General features: G+C 45.0%; 21 protein-coding genes and 1 tRNA gene. 10 read left to right on the forward strand and 12 right to left on the reverse strand.

Annotated elements, in window-relative coordinates; all coding sequences use genetic code 11:
- Nucleotides 1-95 precede the first annotated feature (95 nt).
- From NWE96_08775 to NWE96_08785, 3 genes are all read right to left on the reverse strand, one after another.
- Complete coding sequence (locus NWE96_08775) at nt 96-1,376, reverse strand: alkaline phosphatase family protein (GenBank protein MCW3984074.1); 1,281 nt, start codon at nt 1,374-1,376, stop codon at nt 96-98.
- 64 nt (nt 1,377-1,440) lie between these two features.
- The gene (locus NWE96_08780; protein MCW3984075.1) at nt 1,441-2,385 is read right to left on the reverse strand and encodes a hypothetical protein; all 945 of its coding nucleotides are present in this window, start codon (nt 2,383-2,385) and stop codon (nt 1,441-1,443) included.
- Between the two features lie 66 nt (nt 2,386-2,451).
- Complete coding sequence (locus tag NWE96_08785; protein MCW3984076.1) at nt 2,452-3,927, reverse strand: M56 family metallopeptidase; 1,476 nt, start codon at nt 3,925-3,927, stop codon at nt 2,452-2,454.
- 230 nt (nt 3,928-4,157) lie between these two features.
- Between NWE96_08785 and NWE96_08790 the strand changes: the two genes are divergently transcribed.
- A complete protein-coding gene (locus NWE96_08790) occupies nt 4,158-4,553 on the forward strand; it encodes a response regulator (protein ID MCW3984077.1) in 396 nt (131 codons plus the stop codon).
- An 86-nt stretch (nt 4,554-4,639) separates the two neighbouring features.
- Here the strand turns inward: NWE96_08790 and NWE96_08795 are convergent, their stop codons facing one another.
- Genes NWE96_08795 through NWE96_08810 form a run of 4 tightly spaced genes read right to left on the reverse strand, consistent with a single transcriptional unit; the run spans nt 4,640 to nt 8,098 of the window.
- Nucleotides 4,640-5,896, reverse strand: coding sequence for a PQQ-binding-like beta-propeller repeat protein (locus NWE96_08795; protein MCW3984078.1), 1,257 nt, complete (start codon nt 5,894-5,896; stop codon nt 4,640-4,642).
- A complete protein-coding gene (gene arsM / locus NWE96_08800) occupies nt 5,893-6,672 on the reverse strand; it encodes an arsenite methyltransferase (protein ID MCW3984079.1) in 780 nt (259 codons plus the stop codon). Before arsM ends, NWE96_08795 begins: the two co-directional genes overlap by 4 nt.
- A gap of 23 nt (nt 6,673-6,695) precedes the next feature.
- A complete protein-coding gene (gene arsB, locus NWE96_08805; protein MCW3984080.1) occupies nt 6,696-7,748 on the reverse strand; it encodes an ACR3 family arsenite efflux transporter in 1,053 nt (350 codons plus the stop codon).
- Between the two features lie 2 nt (nt 7,749-7,750).
- Complete coding sequence (locus NWE96_08810) at nt 7,751-8,098, reverse strand: metalloregulator ArsR/SmtB family transcription factor (GenBank protein MCW3984081.1); 348 nt, start codon at nt 8,096-8,098, stop codon at nt 7,751-7,753.
- Nucleotides 8,099-8,167: 69 nt separating this feature from the next.
- Here NWE96_08810 and NWE96_08815 point away from each other — a divergent pair, with 69 nt between their 5' ends.
- Nucleotides 8,168-8,449, forward strand: a complete 282-nt coding sequence (locus NWE96_08815; GenBank protein MCW3984082.1) for a ferredoxin family protein — start codon at nt 8,168-8,170, stop codon at nt 8,447-8,449.
- A gap of 28 nt (nt 8,450-8,477) precedes the next feature.
- Nucleotides 8,478-8,918, forward strand: coding sequence for an arsenate reductase ArsC (locus tag NWE96_08820; GenBank protein ID MCW3984083.1), 441 nt, complete (start codon nt 8,478-8,480; stop codon nt 8,916-8,918).
- A gap of 27 nt (nt 8,919-8,945) precedes the next feature.
- Here NWE96_08820 and NWE96_08825 read toward each other — a convergent pair whose 3' ends face one another.
- Both NWE96_08825 and NWE96_08830 read right to left on the reverse strand, forming a co-directional pair.
- Nucleotides 8,946-9,107: a hypothetical protein gene (locus NWE96_08825; protein MCW3984084.1), complete on the reverse strand. Its 162-nt coding sequence runs from the start codon at nt 9,105-9,107 to the stop codon at nt 8,946-8,948.
- Nucleotides 9,108-9,138: 31 nt separating this feature from the next.
- Nucleotides 9,139-9,732, reverse strand: coding sequence for a hypothetical protein (locus NWE96_08830; GenBank protein MCW3984085.1), 594 nt, complete (start codon nt 9,730-9,732; stop codon nt 9,139-9,141).
- Nucleotides 9,733-9,866: 134 nt separating this feature from the next.
- Between NWE96_08830 and NWE96_08835 the strand changes: the two genes are divergently transcribed.
- A tRNA-Leu gene (locus NWE96_08835) sits at nt 9,867-9,954 on the forward strand.
- A 112-nt stretch (nt 9,955-10,066) separates the two neighbouring features.
- Here NWE96_08835 and thsB read toward each other — a convergent pair.
- Together thsB and NWE96_08845 are read right to left on the reverse strand one after the other, a co-directional pair.
- Nucleotides 10,067-11,710, reverse strand: a complete 1,644-nt coding sequence (gene thsB / locus NWE96_08840; GenBank protein ID MCW3984086.1) for a thermosome subunit beta — start codon at nt 11,708-11,710, stop codon at nt 10,067-10,069.
- A gap of 599 nt (nt 11,711-12,309) precedes the next feature.
- Nucleotides 12,310-13,566, reverse strand: coding sequence for an MBL fold metallo-hydrolase (locus NWE96_08845; protein MCW3984087.1), 1,257 nt, complete (start codon nt 13,564-13,566; stop codon nt 12,310-12,312).
- Between the two features lie 205 nt (nt 13,567-13,771).
- Between NWE96_08845 and NWE96_08850 the strand changes: the two genes are divergently transcribed.
- The 5 genes from NWE96_08850 to NWE96_08870 all read left to right on the forward strand — a co-directional run bounded on the left by NWE96_08850 (nt 13,772) and on the right by NWE96_08870 (nt 15,977).
- The gene (locus tag NWE96_08850; protein MCW3984088.1) at nt 13,772-14,446 is read left to right on the forward strand and encodes a GDSL-type esterase/lipase family protein; all 675 of its coding nucleotides are present in this window, start codon (nt 13,772-13,774) and stop codon (nt 14,444-14,446) included.
- A 127-nt stretch (nt 14,447-14,573) separates the two neighbouring features.
- Nucleotides 14,574-15,233: a hypothetical protein gene (locus tag NWE96_08855; GenBank protein MCW3984089.1), complete on the forward strand. Its 660-nt coding sequence runs from the start codon at nt 14,574-14,576 to the stop codon at nt 15,231-15,233.
- A gap of 130 nt (nt 15,234-15,363) precedes the next feature.
- The gene (locus NWE96_08860; protein ID MCW3984090.1) at nt 15,364-15,531 is read left to right on the forward strand and encodes a hypothetical protein; all 168 of its coding nucleotides are present in this window, start codon (nt 15,364-15,366) and stop codon (nt 15,529-15,531) included.
- Nucleotides 15,532-15,621: 90 nt separating this feature from the next.
- The gene (locus tag NWE96_08865; protein MCW3984091.1) at nt 15,622-15,813 is read left to right on the forward strand and encodes a hypothetical protein; all 192 of its coding nucleotides are present in this window, start codon (nt 15,622-15,624) and stop codon (nt 15,811-15,813) included.
- 2 nt (nt 15,814-15,815) lie between these two features.
- Nucleotides 15,816-15,977: a hypothetical protein gene (locus tag NWE96_08870; GenBank protein ID MCW3984092.1), complete on the forward strand. Its 162-nt coding sequence runs from the start codon at nt 15,816-15,818 to the stop codon at nt 15,975-15,977.
- Nucleotides 15,978-16,178: 201 nt separating this feature from the next.
- Here NWE96_08870 and NWE96_08875 read toward each other — a convergent pair whose 3' ends face one another.
- Nucleotides 16,179-17,312 carry a DUF763 domain-containing protein gene (locus tag NWE96_08875; GenBank protein MCW3984093.1) on the reverse strand — a complete coding sequence of 378 codons (1,134 nt, stop codon included), beginning with the start codon at nt 17,310-17,312 and terminating at the stop codon, nt 16,179-16,181.
- A 197-nt stretch (nt 17,313-17,509) separates the two neighbouring features.
- On the opposite strand from NWE96_08875, the gene NWE96_08880 reads away from it, so the two are divergent.
- Entirely contained in the window at nt 17,510-18,553 is a 1,044-nt protein-coding gene (locus NWE96_08880) for an inositol-3-phosphate synthase (GenBank protein MCW3984094.1), read from the forward strand.
- The last annotated feature ends 63 nt before the right edge of the window (nt 18,554-18,616 follow it).

The following is an 18,616-nucleotide window of genomic DNA, read 5'->3' on the forward strand; positions in this document are numbered from 1 at the left end:
TGGTTATCAAGAATTAGAAAAACTTATGTTAAATTGCTTGGAGTTGAAAACTGCAAGTTCAATTTTCAGTCTTACACGCATCAAAAAAGCGGGAACTATTTTTTAAGTTCCTCCATAAGTTTAGGCATCAACATAAACCCGCGCTCTATTGTACCGAGACTGCCTTTAGCGCAGTTCCTCTCAGAGAACTTGACCTCTCTGCCCTCACCAACCACTTTACCACCAGCAATGAGCACCGCAACCGGGGTGTCACTGTGCACTTTAAGTTCGCAGGGTGTTGCGTGGTCAGAGGTTACACAGATGAGTGTGTCTTTTAGCGCTGTCTGTTTGAGAAGAGGACCAAAGAAGTATTTGTCTATGGCTGAGATGATTTCGGTTTTTAGTTTGTAGTTGCCGTCGTGACCTGGTTCGTCGGGACCTTTTAGGTGAATGTAGAAACAATCATGTTTTGGCATGGCCTCAAGGAGAGCTTTTACGCGGTATTCGCAGTCAGCTTGCAAGTTGCCTGAAGGGGGCGGAAGGAGCGTGGACTCCATGCCTGCTAGCTGTGCAATCCCTCGTTCTGTGTGCATGTCCGCAAGGCAAGCGAAGTTAACGTTGTAGTGCTGATTTATGTTGAAGAATTTTGGTAACAGGTGCCCAGCATCGCGGGTTAAGACTACGTTTGCTTTTAGTTTACCTTCTTTAGCCCGTTTAAGGTTTAGAGGGTGGTTCTCCCAAAGTTGGTGAGATTTCTCGATGAACTCGTTAACTAAACCTGCTGAAACTTTGGCTGCTTCAGTGTTATCCATGGGTTCACAGGTTTTCAGCACCATCTCGGGGTTAGATTGTGCGACGCCTAAACCGTTGATTATTGCGTAAGCGGGGTCGCTGTTAGTTATATGGCTGCAGAGTGGTTTGTCTTTACTCTTTATGAGTAGGACTGCCCGGTGACCGAGCGTGTTTTTGAATTCAAAAGTCGCAGGATAAGAGGTCAATTGAACTTCATCGTTGACGGCTTTGCTTAGTTCTGCGGCTTCTTCGGTGGTTAGGTTTCTGCCGACGCGGCGATCCAAAATTTTTTTATTCTGCCCCAAAGTGGCAAAGTTGCATCGCAATGCTAAATCGCCATCTTTCATTTTAAGGCCTATTCCTGCTGCTTCGGTTACGCCTCTACCTGTGCTGTACTTGAAAGGGTCGTAACCTAACAGCGAAATGACTGCTACGTCGCTTTCTGGGGCGACACCTTTTCCCACAGTGTACATTAACCCTGTTTTGCCATTTTTTGCTAAAAAGTCAAGGTTTGGGGTTTGAGCTGCTTCAAGGGTTGTTTTGTTACCTAAAGCTTTGATGGGTAAATCGCCCATGCCGTCTATTGCGATGAAGAGTAGTTTCACGCTTTTTTGCCTCTGAGGGGTTATTGCTGCCTTGCTAGTTTATTAGGTTTTTTTGTATAGGCAACTATGGCTTTAAAGATAGAAGGCGCCTAATAACCCCTTGAGTGTCCTGTGGAGAGCCAGTGGTGTTTACGAGGTAAACGTCGGTCTGCTCAAAGAGTTTCTCGAAAAAGTTTATCCTCAACTCTGTTTTTCTCTGGTCACGCACTAACTGGTGGGGATTGCAAAAATTGTGTTCCAACATAAACCGCAAAGCGCCATCTAAATCAAGCGAAGTCACGATAGCTGAATCGCTGGGGTCGCGTTTTAACAGAATAATCTTGTGAATGGTCATCATTGGGATTACGCCGCCGTTGCCTGCAATCCAGCGAACGTTCACCACAGCTCTGCCGCGCTCGTCTAGTTGTGCCTTATCTACTAGACGCTCGTATTCATTCCAGATTTTTCCGATATCAGCTTGAATGTATGTGTTTTTTTCTGAACCGAAAGCTAAGGGTTCACGGTTGCTTAATCGCACAAAATACCAGTCGTCGCTGATTAATCGTGCAGTCGGAATTCGCAGCAACCCCCATGAATGGGTGGTTTTTCCAGTGCCAGACGGACCAATTATCGAGACGCCGAGGCATCCGAGGTCAATTGAAGCGCCATGTACAGAGTAGATTCTGTGCTCATCTTCCAATATGTCTCCTGCTACAGCTAAAGCGATGCTTTTTACCCAGCCATAGTAGTCTACGTTTACTAAGAAAGCTGTTTTTGTGTATGGGTCATACTTGACGCTTAACGGTTGACCTGCAATGTTAAGGACGATAAGGCGCCCGTGTGAGCGGATGTTTTCGTTGGCTGAGAAAAAGTTGTCTTCCCAGAGGTCTTTGACTTTTGGTGAATCGGTTAAGAGTTTTATGCAGCAACCATAGATGTCGGCTTTACTTGTGTATAGGAGTCGGGGTTCATATGTTTCGTAGAGGGTGTTTTTTTCTTCTGGACTGATTAACTGCGCATTATAACTCATAGTTGCATCCCAAAACAAGTCAACTAGAAAAATGCAAATCAAGTGGATAAGCGTTTCTGCCTAACACTAACTTTTGAGAGTTGCAATAAAACCCTTCGTTACATCTTTTATAGATTGAATCAACGGACTCCGCACCACCCCAGGTTTTAGGGTTTCAAGGCGGTCCACTCTGAAATATATAGGTGGGTGAGGGTCGAGTCCCAGCCATTCTTGAACACGATAAGAGGGGGTTCGCTCGTAGAGGAGCCTTTGGAAACCAATTTTCTCCAGCGACCCCGCCAGCACTTGCGGGTTCCCCACAACCATAGCGGACACCAAATCTGCGCGTGCTTCAAAGAATTTGGCTATGAAGAAAATCACAACCATCACAGCCCAGAAGTAAGCGAAAAACAGAAAAGACGAGAAAATCACTGGGAACAGGGGAAACAGTACATAGAAGCGGAATAGAAATTCGCTTGATACTAACCCGTACAGAATCAATGGATCGCGTCCTTTGAGGTGCCCAAATTCGTGACCCAGCACACCCTGCAACTCTTCTTCATTTAGTTGAGCCAAAATGCCTGTGGTGATTAAGACTAAACCGCGTTTGGGGCTGGGTCCTGAAGCTGCAGCGTTGGGAACCATAGTGTTGGAAACCACAATTTCAGGCATTGGGAAGCGAAAACGCTCAGCTATGCCTTTAACTAAATCGTAGACGTTGACTTTTTTTGCTTTAAGGTTCTCTAACTCGCAGGGCACGCCGTGTTTTAGGAAGATTTTCTGGGCAGATTCAACGTCCACTTGGCCCTTTTTGGCGATGATTTCTTCATAGATTTCTTTTTTTATCGCAACCAGTGTTTCGCGGGGGTAGGTTTTTGTGAAGCCCTCAGTTTCTGAAATCGGCAAATAATACTCCAAAAAATGTATTGTTGGGTTTTCTTTGGTTATGTGCCAATCAGCAGTTCGGGCGATAAAACGATTAGAAAAAAATACAAAGCCGAATTGGATGGTGATTAAAATGAGTGGGGCAATCCAGAAGGCGTCTGGAAACGCTGTCGATATGGATACAAAGATAATCATGCCAAAGACGATGAACACAACAAAAAACAGAATCTGCGTCTCCAAAAAAAGCCTGTTAAAAGATTTTTCTGGTTTAGTGTAGGCTTCTGGAACGATTTCTTCACCTTCCCGCCAAGCAAAAAACACCGATGCACTACGCGCGTTCTGCGAAAAAAGCTGCATAGCGATAAGAATATCCTGCTTAGCCTCTTCGATGGCGGTATGAGAGGGAACTGAACTTAGAGGCGTGATGGTTAATTCGAGGGGCGTACCGCTTTTTGCTTCCACGTAGAAGAAGCGGTTGCCCTGTGAATCAGTTACCGTGTAGGTTAGTCTTTCGCCTTTGGTTGTGGATTCACGGGTGATGTCTGTGAACCGCTGTTTTTGGGGAACTAAATACTGCGTGTATATGAAGTCGAATAGTTTTTCGTAGTAACTAGGCGGAACCTGAGTTGTTATCCTGTACGAAAAAGACGGTAGCGGTGTAGACATTTCTACTGTCAAAACCTACAATTAATCCTTCGTTTCGGGTTTTATATCCTTATTGCATTCAAGGCAGGTTTTATCTCCCTTTCTGAGTTGGGAGAGCGTTTATTAACACCGAAAATAATTGTTAAAAATGTCAAAATCCAGTGTAAAGGCGACTTGTAGCATCAACTAACTCTTTGTTGATGCTGCGGATTTAACTGTTGAACTCAAAAAATTCGCCGATTAATTGAAAGGATGTATGCAAGTTGGCGACCCCCAAAAAAACCATACTAGTTGTAGACGACGACAAATCTATACTTAGAACTTTCACCCGTATTCTACAGAAAAGCGGCTACGAAATCGACACTGCAGAAACAGGAAAAGAAGCCATAGAAAAAACCGACAACCACCACTACGACCTAGCACTTGTAGACATCAGACTGCCAGACATGGATGGCACGGATTTGCTTGCAAAACTAAAAAAGCCCCTTCAAAACACAGTTAAAATCATGATCACTGGGTTTCCTTCACTGGAAACAGGCGTTAAAGCGCTCGACGAAGGCGCAGACGCATATTTGGTTAAGCCAGTGAAACCCCAAGAGTTGCTGGTTCTTCTCGAAGAGAAACTGAAGAATCGGGAAACCGCAGAAGTCAGCCACTAAACGATTTGGCAATCTTTGCAGGGTTTTGTTGAAACTTCAAGTAGCTAAAAACAAAAAAATGGGGAATAGTTCAGTTATCGGGGTTTTCAATGTTTTGTGATTTGCTTTTTGCGTCTAACGACGATTAAAACAGCAGTCAAAACAACCGCAGTCACTACAACTGCAACAACGATTACCCAGCCATCAACACCCACAAATTGACCTGCCGACTGAGAGGAACCCAAAGCATACACGTTATGGTCCCATGATGCAATGTAAATTATCCCATCGGAGACGGCAGGAGAAGAGTTAATGTGGCTCTGAGTGGTGTAGGTCCAGATTTCTGCACCGTCAGTCGCGTTGAGACAATAAATGTTCCCATCCCAACCGCCAACATAAACATAGCCACCAGCCACTGCTGGAGACGAGTAGATGCCATCGTAGGTTTCATAACTCCACACTTTTTCGCCAGTCTGCGCGTTTAAGCAGTAGACGTTTTTATCTGGAGTGTCCGATACGCCTGAACCGACGTAGACGTACCCGTTGGCTACAGCAGGTGAAGAGTCAACCCAACTCTCTATCCAAGAATTCCACACTTTCTCACCAGTCAAAGCGTTTAGGCAATAGATGTTGCTGTCCTGTGAACCTATGTAGACATATCCATCTACCACTGCAGGGGAGGATTGTATGGTTTTATCTGTGGCGTAACTCCAAATTTTTTCTCCCGTCGTTGCATCGAGACAGTAAACGTTTTTGTCAGCTGAACCAAAATAGACTCTGCCATCCACAACTGCAGGAGAAGAATCAACCAGTGCACCGGTGGTGTAATTCCAAACCTTGTTGCCTGAGAGTGCATCTATACAGTAGAGGTCTCCATCCCACGAGCCAATGTAAACACGGCCGTTTGCGACTGCAGGAGACGACTGGATGCTGTTTCTGGTTAGATAAGACCACACGGTTCTACCGTCAGTAGCATCAAGACAGTACACATAACCGTTAAAGCTGCCAAAGTAGAGCCGCCCCTCAGAATATGCCATGGAAGAACTCACTATAGACCTAAAGCTTAAGCTAGTTTTCCATATTTGAGAGCCGTCCTTTGCGTTAAGGCAATAGATTGAGCCCGCGTTGGAGGCAATGTAGACTTTTCCATCTACAACTGTTGGAGAGGCACCTATGGTTGAGCCCGTGTCGAATTTCCAGACAACTTCATTGGTTTTTGCTGGCGCGGTGGTTGTGTAGCCTGTGTGTTTTAAGTCTCCGCGAAACATCGACCAATTATCGCTTGAAGAAGCTGCTGATGCAGTCACGAAAAATGAGGATAAGAGAATTACAAAAAAGAATAGGGCAAAGATTTGTTTTTTCATCTTTTTATCGGTCCAGTTTTTGTTGCCTCGATTTTAATACTCTCAATGGGTAACCCCCCATATTGAGTTTTGCTTATGTCAACATCTTCGCCGACAATTTTCACCTTAAAACCTGCTTGCTCAATCTTTTTTATATAATCATTTTTTTGCAGGGCTCCAGATACACATCCAGAAAGCAAAGCCTCATCATTTAGTTGTTCCTCGGTCAGTTCTCCAAGCAAAACAATGTCAGAAACATACATCTTGCCGCCGTTTCTGAGAACACGATTAGCTTCCTTAAAGACCTGTGCCTTATCGGGAGCTAAATTGATTACACAATTGCTTATTATAACGTTTACAGAGTTATCTTCGATGGGCATATTTTCAATGTCGCCCAGCTTAAACTCCACGTTTGTGTAACCGTGCTCTTTAGCTAAAAGCCGAGCTTTAGCTACCATCTCCTCGGTCATATCTAACCCGATGACTTTACCGTTTTTGCCGACTTTTTTGGAAGCCAAAAAACAGTCAAAGCCAGCTCCACTTCCTAAGTCAAGAACGGTATCGCCTTCTTTTATGTTGCTAAAGGCAGTTGGGTTTCCGCAGCCTAAACCGAGGTTTGCTTCGGGCACTGCGTTGATTTCTTCTTCGGAGTAGCCGATGCTTTTAGAGACTTTTTTAACGGTTTCTTTGTCGAGGGTTCCGCAACCGCACTGGCAGCAACAGGAGTTGCTGTTTGTGGCGATTTTGGAGTAGGCTTTTTTCACTGTTTTCTTTACTTCTTCATTTTTGTTTTTCATTCTTGTCACCATTAACTATTTTTTTACTTAATTACAGTAGCCTTTTTTCTTGGGAAGTACTTTCGAGTTCGTAACCCAAGCTTCACAAGCAACAGCATAAGCGGCACCTCAAGCAGAGGCCCGATCACAGTCGCCAAAGCCGCACCTGAACCAATACCGTATAATGTGACTGCTACGGCGATGGCTACTTCGAAGTGACTGCTGCTTCCGATTATTGTTGTGTCGATGGCGCTTTCATATTTCCACCCTAAAAAGTAACCAAGCGGGTACGTCCATGCAATCATTATCGCGTAATGTAGCAAGTTGGGTATAGCGAGGTAACCTACGAGCAAGGGGTTGTTTAGGATTGTTTGTCCCTCAAACGAGAACAAAACAATCAAAGTAAGCAACAAGGCAACTATGGATATTTTGCCGACTGTTGGGTTGAATTTGTCTTTGAAGTATTCCTCGCCTTTCTTCTTGACTATGAGGTTGCGTGATATTGCACCTGCTGTAACTGGTAACGCGATGAAGACTAATACACTTAATCCTATTAGGTCCCACGGAACGGGAATACCGCTGACCCCCAAATAGAACGCAGCCAGCGGAGCATAAAGGCCTAGCATTAACAGCGCGTTTACTGCGGTGTTGATTAAGCCCTGTGCCATGTCACCTTTCGCAAGGTACATCCACCACATAACCATCGCAGTACAGGGTGAAAGACCCAACAGAATCAACCCGGGTATGTATTCGGGGTTGCCCGCCAAGAAGGTGTTCGCTAGAAAAGTCATCAGTGGCGGAGCAATAATCCAGTTGGCGATTACAGTTACGATTAGGGGTTTGGGGTTTCTTGTGGCTTGTTTAACGTCGCTGAAACGTATCCCCACAACAGTTGGATACATCATAAAGAAAAGCAGTATTCCAATCGGGATAGATAGCTGGGCAAACTTTAAGGATTCCATGAATTCCCCAAAAGCAGGAAAGAAACGTCCCACAAGCAAGCCAACAACGATACAGATGGCTATCCATACGGTGAGGTATTTTTCCCAAAGTCCAAGTGATAGTTCTTTCTTTAAGTGTTCTCGTTCGGGTTCCAAGATTATTCCTCTTCACAAAAAGTGCAACTGACTTGTGCCATAACCTCTTTCTGCAATACGCCAACAAGTGAAGGAGTCAAAGCATCGATGGTATCGTATATTTTTGGGTCAACGGTTGAGTACATTCTTTTGGTTCCGTCTTTTCTGCACCGAATCAAGCCTGCGTCTTTGAGGATTTTTAGGTGTCTGGATACGACTGGTTGGATGAGGTTTAGGTGGGGGACGATTTCGCAGACGCATTTTTCGCCGTCGCGGAGGTATTCGAGGATTTCGAGTCTGTCGGAGGCTGAGAGGGCGTGGAAGATTTGGGCTTTGAATCGGAGTTGTTGGGTGGAGGTTTGTTGGGTCATAACACCAAAATATTCATAGCAATATTTAAATATTTACATATTGTTATGGACTTGTAAGAAGGCAAACATATGACAGAAGAAACATACGAAGGAATCCCCCGAGAAAAAATCCCATGGGACCCAAAAATCGACTACCAAAAATGCACCACATGCGGCAAATGCGTAGAATTCTGCCACATGAAAACCTTTACAACCGAAGAAAAAAACGGGAAAAAAATAACCATAGTAAACCCAAACAGATGCGTGGTTTTATGTAGAGGTTGCGAAGACATCTGCCCTGCAGGGGCCATAACACATCCATCAGAAGAAGAAACAGAGAAAATAATCGAAGAACTCAAAAAAACCATCTAAACGCAAACTTTCGAACGGAAATGAGATTATGAACAAAACTAAAGTAATTTTCTTATGCACAGGCAATTCCGCACGAAGCCAAATGGCCGAAGCCTTCCTAAGAAAATATGGAGACGAACATTTTGAAGTCTACAGCGCAGGCTTTGAACCCAAACCAATCCACCCCCTTACGGTTAAGGTTATGAATGAAGTGGGCATCGACATGAGCGGGCATACCTCAAAAGACCTCAAACAGTTCCTTGGAAAAACACATTTTGGAATAATAATCACTGTATGCTCCCGAGCTGAAGAGAAATGCCCCACCTTCCCAGGCGTTTCAACCCGACTCCACTGGCCCTTCGACGACCCCGCCGCCGCTTCAGGTTCTCAAGAAGAGCAACTATCTAAATTCAGAGAAGTTAGAGACCAAATTGAAGCTAAGATAAAGTCTTGGCTCAAAGAAAGAGGCATCGCTCAAGCTGCAGATTGATTAAAGAACCTGTTGTCACCTGAATGCTTAGCCGAGCGTTCCCTTAATTGCATCGGCTCTTAATCGCAGAAAATCCATTGAATCCTCAAAATCAAGGCATTCCTGTCCAGTTTTTTCAGGCTCTTTGAGGCTACAGTGGCCTTCTTTGTGGTGGATGCAGGTTTTTTGGTCACATTCTGGGAAACTCACAGGTATCCCCTAAAAGAGGAAAAGGAGAATGTTATTGATTTGTTTTGTTCTTTACGCCTATGCCATACCAGAAGAATACTTTAGCAAGGACGGGTATGATTGCGCCAGCAGCCATGCGGGGCAGAAGAGTCAAAACAAAGCCATCAACGCCCGTCACGACATTGGCCGTGGAAAGCTGAAAGATTCCAAAAAGCATTACACCGCCGATGGTTGTAGCGATTACCCCGGAGATAAGCATTCTTCGGAAGTCGTCAGAGCGTTTGTTTAATGCACCAGCCATGTATCCTATAAGCATTGCACTTAGGACGTAGCCGAGAAGTACCGTCCCTGATCCGTGAGCGCCCTGGAAAGCGTTGGACCAGTACAGGGCGTAGAATGAGCCCATGATGAAGCCTGATGCGCCGCCTGCCCATTGATTCCAGAGCAGCCCAAGCATAAGGGGAACTGCGACGATAATTGTAAGTTCAAGGATTTCCATGGTTATACCGATGATGATGCCTGCGCTCTCAGACGCGTAGCCGATAAGTGAACTGATTTGCGAAATACCCACAATAAGCAAAACCACGATTATTGGAACAATAATACCAAAGAATACATCATTTTTAGTCCAACTTCTCCAACTCAAAGCCACAGACAACACCACATAAAACAAACAAACTGCTGCTTTGGAATTTAAGCTTTAACAACCGAGCAATACACCAACAGCCAACGGCATAGATTTATCAGTCAGAATTATTTTTCAATAGTCAACAACGATGCGCAGGGGTCGCCGAGCCTGGTCAAAGGCGTAGGCTTCAGGAGCCTATCCTGTAGAGGTTCGTGGGTTCGAATCCCACCCCCTGCACCAATACAAATCTTTGATTAGCTCCACATTGATGTTCAGTTAAAAGACCTAATCCCTCAATAAAATTCCTTTGTGACAACGTTTTTGTAATTTAAACAAAAAAGGAAAAGTGGGTTTAATCGTAGCTGGGCATTTCAGGAGATTTTGAACTCTTTGGCTCCTTATCCATGCCCTTTGCTGCGATTAAATCGTCGATTTTCAGAATCATGTTCGCGGCTTCGGTGGCTGATTTGATCACTTGCTGCTTAACACGAATCGGTTCGACCACATTGAGGTCAAGCATGTTTCTGATTTTGCCAGAGAACACATCTACACCAAAGACTGGGCTGTGATTGCTCTCATGCTCTGCGCGCAGTGCAACCATTATGTCGATGGGATCTAATCCTGCGTTTTCAGCAAGCATCAACGGAATAGCTTCAACCGCGTCAGCATAGGCTTCTATTGCAAGTTGCTCTCTACCGCCAACCTTGACAGCGTAGCTTCGAAGTTGTCTTGAAACTTCAGCTTCTGGGGCGCCTCCGCCTGGCACGATTTTACCGTCTTCAACAGCGTTTCTAACGACGCAGAGAGCATCATGAAGCGAGCGTTCTGCTTCGGCAACCACGTGCTCTGATCCGCCTCTGATGACGATGGTTACGGCTTTGGGGTTCTTGCATTCTCTAACGTATAGCAGTTTGTCATCGCCAATTTTCACTTCCTCAACAGCTTTTGCCGAACCCAAAGAATCGGCAGTTAAGTCTTTGATGTTAGCGATTATTTTCGCCCCTGTAGCACGGGCAAGTTTCTCCATATCGCTACTGCTGACATTTTTAACCGCAAGTATACCGGCTTTCGCTAAGAAGTGCAATGCTATGTCGTCGATGCCTTTTTCGCAGAACAAAACGTTGGCGCCTGCGTTACGCACTTTTTCAGTCATTTCTTTTAGCATACGTTCCTCTTCATCAAGGAAAAGCTGCATCTGCTCGGGTCTTTCAATGTTGATTTTTGCGTCAAACTCGGTCTTGTCAATCTCCAACTTGGCGTTAAGCAGTGCGATTTTTGCGTCATGTATACCTTTGGGCATTTGGCTGCTTGCAACTTCTTTGTCAATGACCATCCCTTTGACAAGTTCAGTGTCCTCGAGGCTTTTACCATGTTTCTTTATGACTTTAATTAGGTCGATGTCAGCTTTTAGTTTACCATCTCTTTCTTCAGCCACTTGCTTAACTGCATCAACGGCTAGCCGAGCATAACGTTCTTTTGCTCCACTCATTCCTTTACTTCCCATAGAAGTCAATGCAACGTTTAACAGAGCCGCATCATCGTTTATGTTAACGGGCTTTGCCATGGTGTTGAGGACTTCTTGGGCTTTGTCGCTTGCTTTTTTGTAGCCGTCGATGATTACGGTTGGATGGATGTTTTCATCTAAGAGGCTCTCGGCTTTTGACAACAGTTCACCTGCGAGAATCACCGAAGATGTTGTGCCGTCTCCGACCTCGTTGTCTTGGGTCTTCGCTACTTCTACGAGCATTTTGGCTGCCGGATGCTGTACATCGAGTTCTTTTAGGATAGTTGCGCCGTCATTGGTTATGGTTACGTCGCCTATGCTGCTTACCAGCATTTTATCCATCCCCCGTGGTCCAAGGGTTGTTTTTACGGTTTCAGCCACAATCTTGGCTGCCGCAATGTTGTTTTTTTGAGCATCTTTTCCAGTTGCTCTTCCAGTTCCTTCTTTTAAAACGAGTATAGGTATGTTTCCTTGTTGTGCTATTGCTGCCATGTTAAATCACTCTCCTACCAAATCTTTTTGGGTTCGCTAGAAGCGAAACCTAACATAGCATTTTTTCTGGAGATAACACTTAAAAATAAAAATTTTTCGCCCATTTGCAAGCAAAGATAACTACACTTTAACAAAGTGCATTACCTCAACACTTACGCTATTTTAATCCTCATATTCAAAAGACCCTACCAAAGTCTGCATTGACCAGAAGTGTATTTTCTACCCGCAAAACGTGACTAATAGGCTCCAATGAAATCTAAAAAACTGTTGATTTTGTTATGGATGTTAGAAGGGTTGTAGCCAGCGTTTTATTGCGGATTGGAGTGCGTCGCGCTGGTCTACAACCCGACCCCCACAAACAGCATCGTATATCTCAATATATAATAGGTTTGTGGATTTACAATATGAAGAAGAAGGTCAAGGACCGCACGTTTCCGAGTGGGGGTGAAAGGGAGAGATGCAGCCCTTAACCCTCATCTTATGGGCAGTCGAGTTAGCATAAAAAACTTTGCAATATTCAGATTCTGAATTTGAGCACCTTATGAAAATCCCACTAATATCCAAAACACAAAACAAAATTTTGAGCTAATTCTCAATCATTATACATCAATTACTTCGCCCTTTTGAGGAATGCACACATCAGTTAACTCACCGATTTTCTCAGCCAACAACTCAGCCTGCTCCAAATCCCCATGAACCAGAACCGTACGCTTAGGCTTTACCTTAGAAACCATCCTGACAAGCTCGGTTTGGTCGGCGTGACCCGAAAGCTCAATCTGCTTAACCTCCGCCTTAACATCATACGTTCCGTCTTCTGTTTTAAAGAAACCTTCCTCTTTCGCAGTTTTCAACGGACTGTCAGGCGGAAGGTAACCCGAGGTTAGAATAACTGCGTTATCTTTGTCTTCACACCACTCCTGAAGCAGTCTCAAGCTTGCTCCTGCATGACCGAAGCCCGAGGTGCAGATGACAACAGCAGGTGTCTCAATTTGTGTGGTGCGGTAGAGGTGTTTTACGTGGCGGTAGTTGAAGGGGTGTTTTTGGGCTTTGATTTCTTTTGTGAAGAGTTGCTTGTGGTAGTTAAAGTAGCCGTTTATCCTTTGGGCTATGTTGGAGATCGTGTAGACGTGGTATTTTGGGAGAATGCCGTTTTGTATGGCCGTGTCGATTCTTTTTGCCATTTCTTGGCTTCTGTGAAAAGCAAAGGTTGGTATCAACACGTTTCCACCCCTGTCCATAGTTAATTCCAATTGAGCTATGAACTGTTTAACAAGTTCTTTTCGAGGAGGTCTGACTTTTCCGCCGTACGTTGACTCGGTAATTAAAACGTCAGGTTTTTTGGGAAGCGTCTCTAACCGCAACCCCTGCAAAATCTCGGTATCATGAACACAGAAGTCGCCTGTGTAAACGACTTTTTTCCCTTCCGCTTGAACGGTTGTTATTTTGGCGCCTGCAACGTGACCCGCAGGTTGGAGCTGGATACTCATACCAGGCATGGCAACGGAGTCTCGGCTCCACCAGCATGCAGAGACTTTCTCGGCGTGGCTATCGTTAAAGTCTAGGTTGCCTTTTTCGTTTTGAATTTTAACCATGTCATGGAGAAGGTCAACGGTTACGTCTCGGGTGATGTCTGCTCCAACGATGGTTGGATTGTTGTTCTTACAAAGCCTCAAAAGACTGCCCGTGTGGTCTAAATGTGCATGACTTATGACTACTGCATCAAAATCTTTAGGTAGCTTTGGCATTTCTACCTCAAGCTTTGTACCGTAATCTAGGGCAATCTTGCATGAATCAGTTTCAACTGCGATACATGAGCCACCGACTTCTCTGGCTCCACCGTGAACTTCAATCTTCAAGTTTTCGTTCTTCCGAGTATTTTATGTTAATTTTTCAAAATTGGTTGATAGCCAACTTGAGGATGCTAAACAAGTGCTTAGCAATTGAGTTTACCGCCTAAAAGACAACTGGACAGATATTAACATATTGACCTGCCAAGACGACTTGAATCATCCAAAGGACATCTTTTAACCTTTAAAAGCAATATGGTAATAAAGTGGAAGTATGAATCGCATCGTGAAGCTGCTGGCGCTTAGCGTTGCAATATTAGTGGTTGTAACAAGTTTGGAGGCGGTATTGCTTGCTTCACTCTTAAATGAGGAAAAGCCTCAACGTTCTGTTCGAGTTGCCTGTGTGGGTGACAGCATAACCAGAGGCACTGAATACACGCTTTATCTATGGGAAAAGTTGGGATCAAATTATGTCTTGAGCGATTTTGGCGTCGGCGGAGTCACGGTTTCACTCAAATCAGAAAGCGCATACATGAACACCACGGCTTTTGAGCTTGCCAAGCAGTTCCAGCCCGACATCGTAGTTGTGATGCTTGGAACAAACGATGCAGACAACGACCTAAACGTGTCCAAAGAGCAATTCATATCTGACTACGTCACTTTGCTAAACGAGTTCCAATCCCTTTCAAGCAAACCACAAGTGTACATTGTGCTGCCACCACCGATATTCGAAAACGACGCGAACCTCAACGGAACCATACTTACTCAATTAATCATTCCAAGCATTAGGGAAGTCGCAAACCTGACGGGGGTGGGGTTGGCTGATGTTTACACGCCGCTTCGTGATCACGCGGATTATTTTGGTGATGGAGTGCATCCTAAGGTTGAGGGGGCGAAGGTGATTGCTGATGCGGTTTTTGGTGTTTTGACTTTGGATTTGCCTAAATAATGTTGGTTTTGGCTGATTTGTAGTTTGGATTCATATTTTGTATAGGTGTTGTACAGTTGGGTGTTGTAGTAAACACCAACTATATTATTTATTAAGACGTAATATAGAATAGGTTTTTGTGAATAGATTGCCAATCAACAAACCGCTTGTAATACCGCTAGCTGCGTTACTTGCCGTTGCAATTACTCTTACCGCAGTCACGGCAGCAGTTCTAAGCTCTCAACCCGCTACGCCAAACTACGTTCCGCCCGTTGGGTCAATTGAAGCCTCCGACACCCCAAACGGCAACAACGGAACTAATCGCATAGACACCAATGAGCAGCAAACTCCGGTTTTAGCAGATACTGAAACACAAAATGGCACAACGCCGAGTAACAGTCCAAACCCCACGGCAAGCGCAAGCAATCCAAACAGCCATAGTCAAACCGACAGCAGCAGCCAACAAAATACCATAACAAGCACCCTAAACCTTGCCATTTACACAGATGAAAGCGGAACATCAAGATGCGAAAACATAATTTGGGGCGAATTGCAACCCGGTGAAACAGCCACAAAAACAATTTACATCAAAAATACAGGCAACACTGCAGCCACTTTAACGATGTCAACATCAGCTTGGAGCCCCACAGATGCAAGCAGCAAACTAACGTTGACTTGGAACAAAGAAGGGGCGTCATTGGCGGCAGGTGCTATGGTTGCTGCAACTTTGACTTTGCAGGTTGCCACAAATACAGGGGATTTAACTGAATTTAGCATGAGCATTGTTATTTCTGGATCGACACAATAATAGGTGTGTTGATCTGCTCAGGTTGTCTGAGTGGGTAGAATGTGTGTTTGTGGTCTTTTCCAAGGCATTTATTGTTTCGCACATCTTAATAAACAAAAGACTTATATCTCTTAAGCACTGATTAAAACACATGTCACAAGCAAATAGGCAGACACAAGAAACACAACAGCAACCAATAATCATCATAAGCTCCAGCGTAGACACGGAAACAAAACCCATCAAAATCTGCTGGCTCACTGGAGAAGAAAAAAACTGCGCTGCCTGCTACCTAAGTAAGGGTTGCAAAGCAAAAACCTAAAATCATCCAACACAAATCTTTTTGAAAAGTGGCAACATATATATCTAGATATTATAAATATTTAAAAAGCAACCAAACTAAAAGCAAATTATGGCGAAATTAGCAAAAAAAGCTATTCTGTTGCCTTTTTTGATATTTGTCTTCTTCATCGGGTGGTTTCTGATTTTTATGGGAATAAAAGAGCAAGCACCTAAAGGAAGCAGTAAGCAAAAACGTGGCGAGACAATAGAATTTGAGGTACTGCACCCTCAGGCGACAGTTATACAGCCAAGGAGAAGCTAAAGATGAGCCCTGAAATAGAACAAATAGTAAAGAGGAACTATGGAACAATCGCCATAATAAACGCAACAGAAGAAAACATCCACACTAACATCTGCTGGAACACTGGTGAAGAAAAAAACTGCCACGCCTGCTATCTAAGCAAGGGCTGCAAAGCCAAAACGTAGCCCAACAAAAAAGTGCAACAATTTTTCAAAGAATTCGCCTCACGTAACATTATTTCTCATGCAAAAAATAAGTTCGCATAGGCTAACTGCAGTAAACTACCCTGTTCATTATGCTTTTAAGAGAGGAATCTCAAACTCCGCCGTTGCTCCGAATTTTTTGACTTAACTACAACAATCGTTAACACCTAGAAAAATTTGGAGTTAAGAATTTGCGTTCTGTGGCACAAACCGCCTTAGATTCTGCAGGGAACGCAGCTTGTCGTTTTCGCCGATTTTGGCTTCTTCAACTGACTTTTTGAGGATTTCTATAGATTCATCAATCGCTTTACGGTCCACGGGAAACGGAACACCGTCTTTGCCGCCGTATGCAAAGCTAAATTTAACGGGGTCTTCCCAACTTGGCGGCTCCCCATAAACCAACTCTGCAACAAGCGCCAATCCGCGAACAGTTGCGGGCCCCACACCTTTAACGCTCAAGAACTCTTCATAGTTGCTGGGTTGGAATTCGTAGAGGCGGCTGAGTGTGTCCCAGTTGATGTTACGAGGCATGTTCAGCGTGGTTTGTGTTTGTATCCATGGGTCGTCGGTTTTGGGAATCCAGGTTTGGAGTGAAGCCTGATGTTGGGGTTTGGTGGCGGATTGGATGAGTCGCATTAGCTTCTTTGGTGGTTCCTTTGCTAAATCGACCGAGGCTTTGCGTGCTTCTTCGCTGGCGCGGGCAACCATGTTGAGGGCTTTTTCACGCTTTACGTTGCATGCTATAGCGTGGTGTGGTTCAACCACGAAATCATGTGTGTGTTCTGAGAGCCAGTGGTAGCGGCGTGCGCTGCGGTCTTGATCGCTCATCCCTTGCTGAATAACCGCCCATTTGCCCTCTCTTGTAACGAGTAAAGTGTGGTGGTAGAGTTGATACCCTGCTTGAATAGCGGTGTTGTCGACTTTGGCGGTCATGCGGCTGGTGTATGCGAGGTTGTCGATGCTTTCTTGTGAAAAACCCCATTTTTCGCCTGCTGCTTGGATGTCACTGGGAGTTTTACGGGATGTTTTGCCTTTTCCACCGCAAACTGCAACGCCATGTTCCTGCGGCGACAGCGCCGTTTTAAGGACGCCTGTAACGACAGTTGTTACCCCGCTACTATGCCAATCATACGCGAGAACGCAGCCTAACGCTTGAAACCAATAGGGGTCGCTTAAACGCTCGATGAATTTCGCAGTGCCGTACTCATCGATTATGATGTGGGCTATTTCTCGGGCTAAACGACGCATGCGTCCTGTGAGCCAAGAAGGAGCCTTGCCGCCATGCAGGGGCAAAGTTGCAACGCCAGACCGAAACATAGCCATCACAATTGGAGGGGAAAGTTTGGATTTATGGATTATTGCAACCAACCCCTCAAAAATTAACGATTGATTGTTCCAACTTGAAAATTTGATAACAAGCCACGACCTGAAGTTATGGAAGAAGGTGCCGCAGAGGCAACGTAGCTTTTATTAAGGCAACAGCACCTTAACATGCCAAACAAGGTGCCAAAAGCATGCCCAAAATCAGAGTAGCTCTAATCGGCGTGGGAAACTGCGCCTCATCATTCATCCAAGGCATCCAATATTACAGTAACCAAACCAAAACCGAAGGTCTCCGCAACCCCATATTAGCTGGGTTCACCCCCAAAGACATCGAGGTTGTCGCAGCCTTTGATGTGGACAGCCGTAAAGTCGGTAAAGACCTCTCCGAAGCAATTTTCTCCAAACCGAACAATGCGCCTAAAGTCTGCGACGTACCCAAACTCGGCGTCAAAGTCGCAAAGGGTCCGCTTCTAGACGGCGTCGGCGAATCAACAAAAGCCCTCATAGAGGTCAGTTCAGAAGCTGATGTGAACGTTGCGCAAATCCTCATATCCGCGCATGCAGAAATCGCTATTAACTTGCTTCCAAGTGGTGCCTCTAACGCAACACGTTTCTACGCGATGCAAGCCATCGCTGCAGGCTGTGCATTTATCAACGCCACACCGAACTTCGTCGCCAGTGAACCCCAGACCGCTGCGCAGTTTGAAGATGCAGAGCTGCCTCTTGTAGGCGACGACTTAGTTGACCAAATCGGCTCAACCGCGCTCCACAAAACCCTTCTAAAACTCCTAAGCGAAAGCGGCGTTCATATAGACGAAACCTACCAACTCGACGTTGGAGGCGGCACAGAATCCGTTGACACCATGGACCGCACCCGCGACACAAAACGCATCATAAAAACCCAATCAGTTGCCTCTGCGCTGCCGTACAAAACCGAAATCGTCGCAGGTTCAACTGACTACGTCGATTTCCTACAGAACAAGCGTGACAGTTACTTCTGGATAAGCGGCACATACTTCTGCAATACACCTCTCAAAATCGACCTCAAATTCCAAACCACCGACGCACCGAACGCAGGCTCAGTCCTCTTTGACGTAGTACGCGCAGTCAAGGTGGCGTTGACTAAAAAGCAGGGCGGTGCGATTGAGGCAATCAGTGCTTATGGCTTCAAACACCCGCCAAAGATGTTGCCTCTTGAGGCTGCTGAAGCGGCATTCAAAAATTTTGTCGCATAAAAAGCTAAGCGCAAAAACGCTTTTTTTCTATTTTTTGTTTTTCGATAAATGTATAAGGCAGGG

The organism is Candidatus Bathyarchaeota archaeon (assembly GCA_026014685.1).
GTDB lineage: Archaea > Thermoproteota > Bathyarchaeia > Bathyarchaeales > Bathycorpusculaceae > Bathycorpusculum.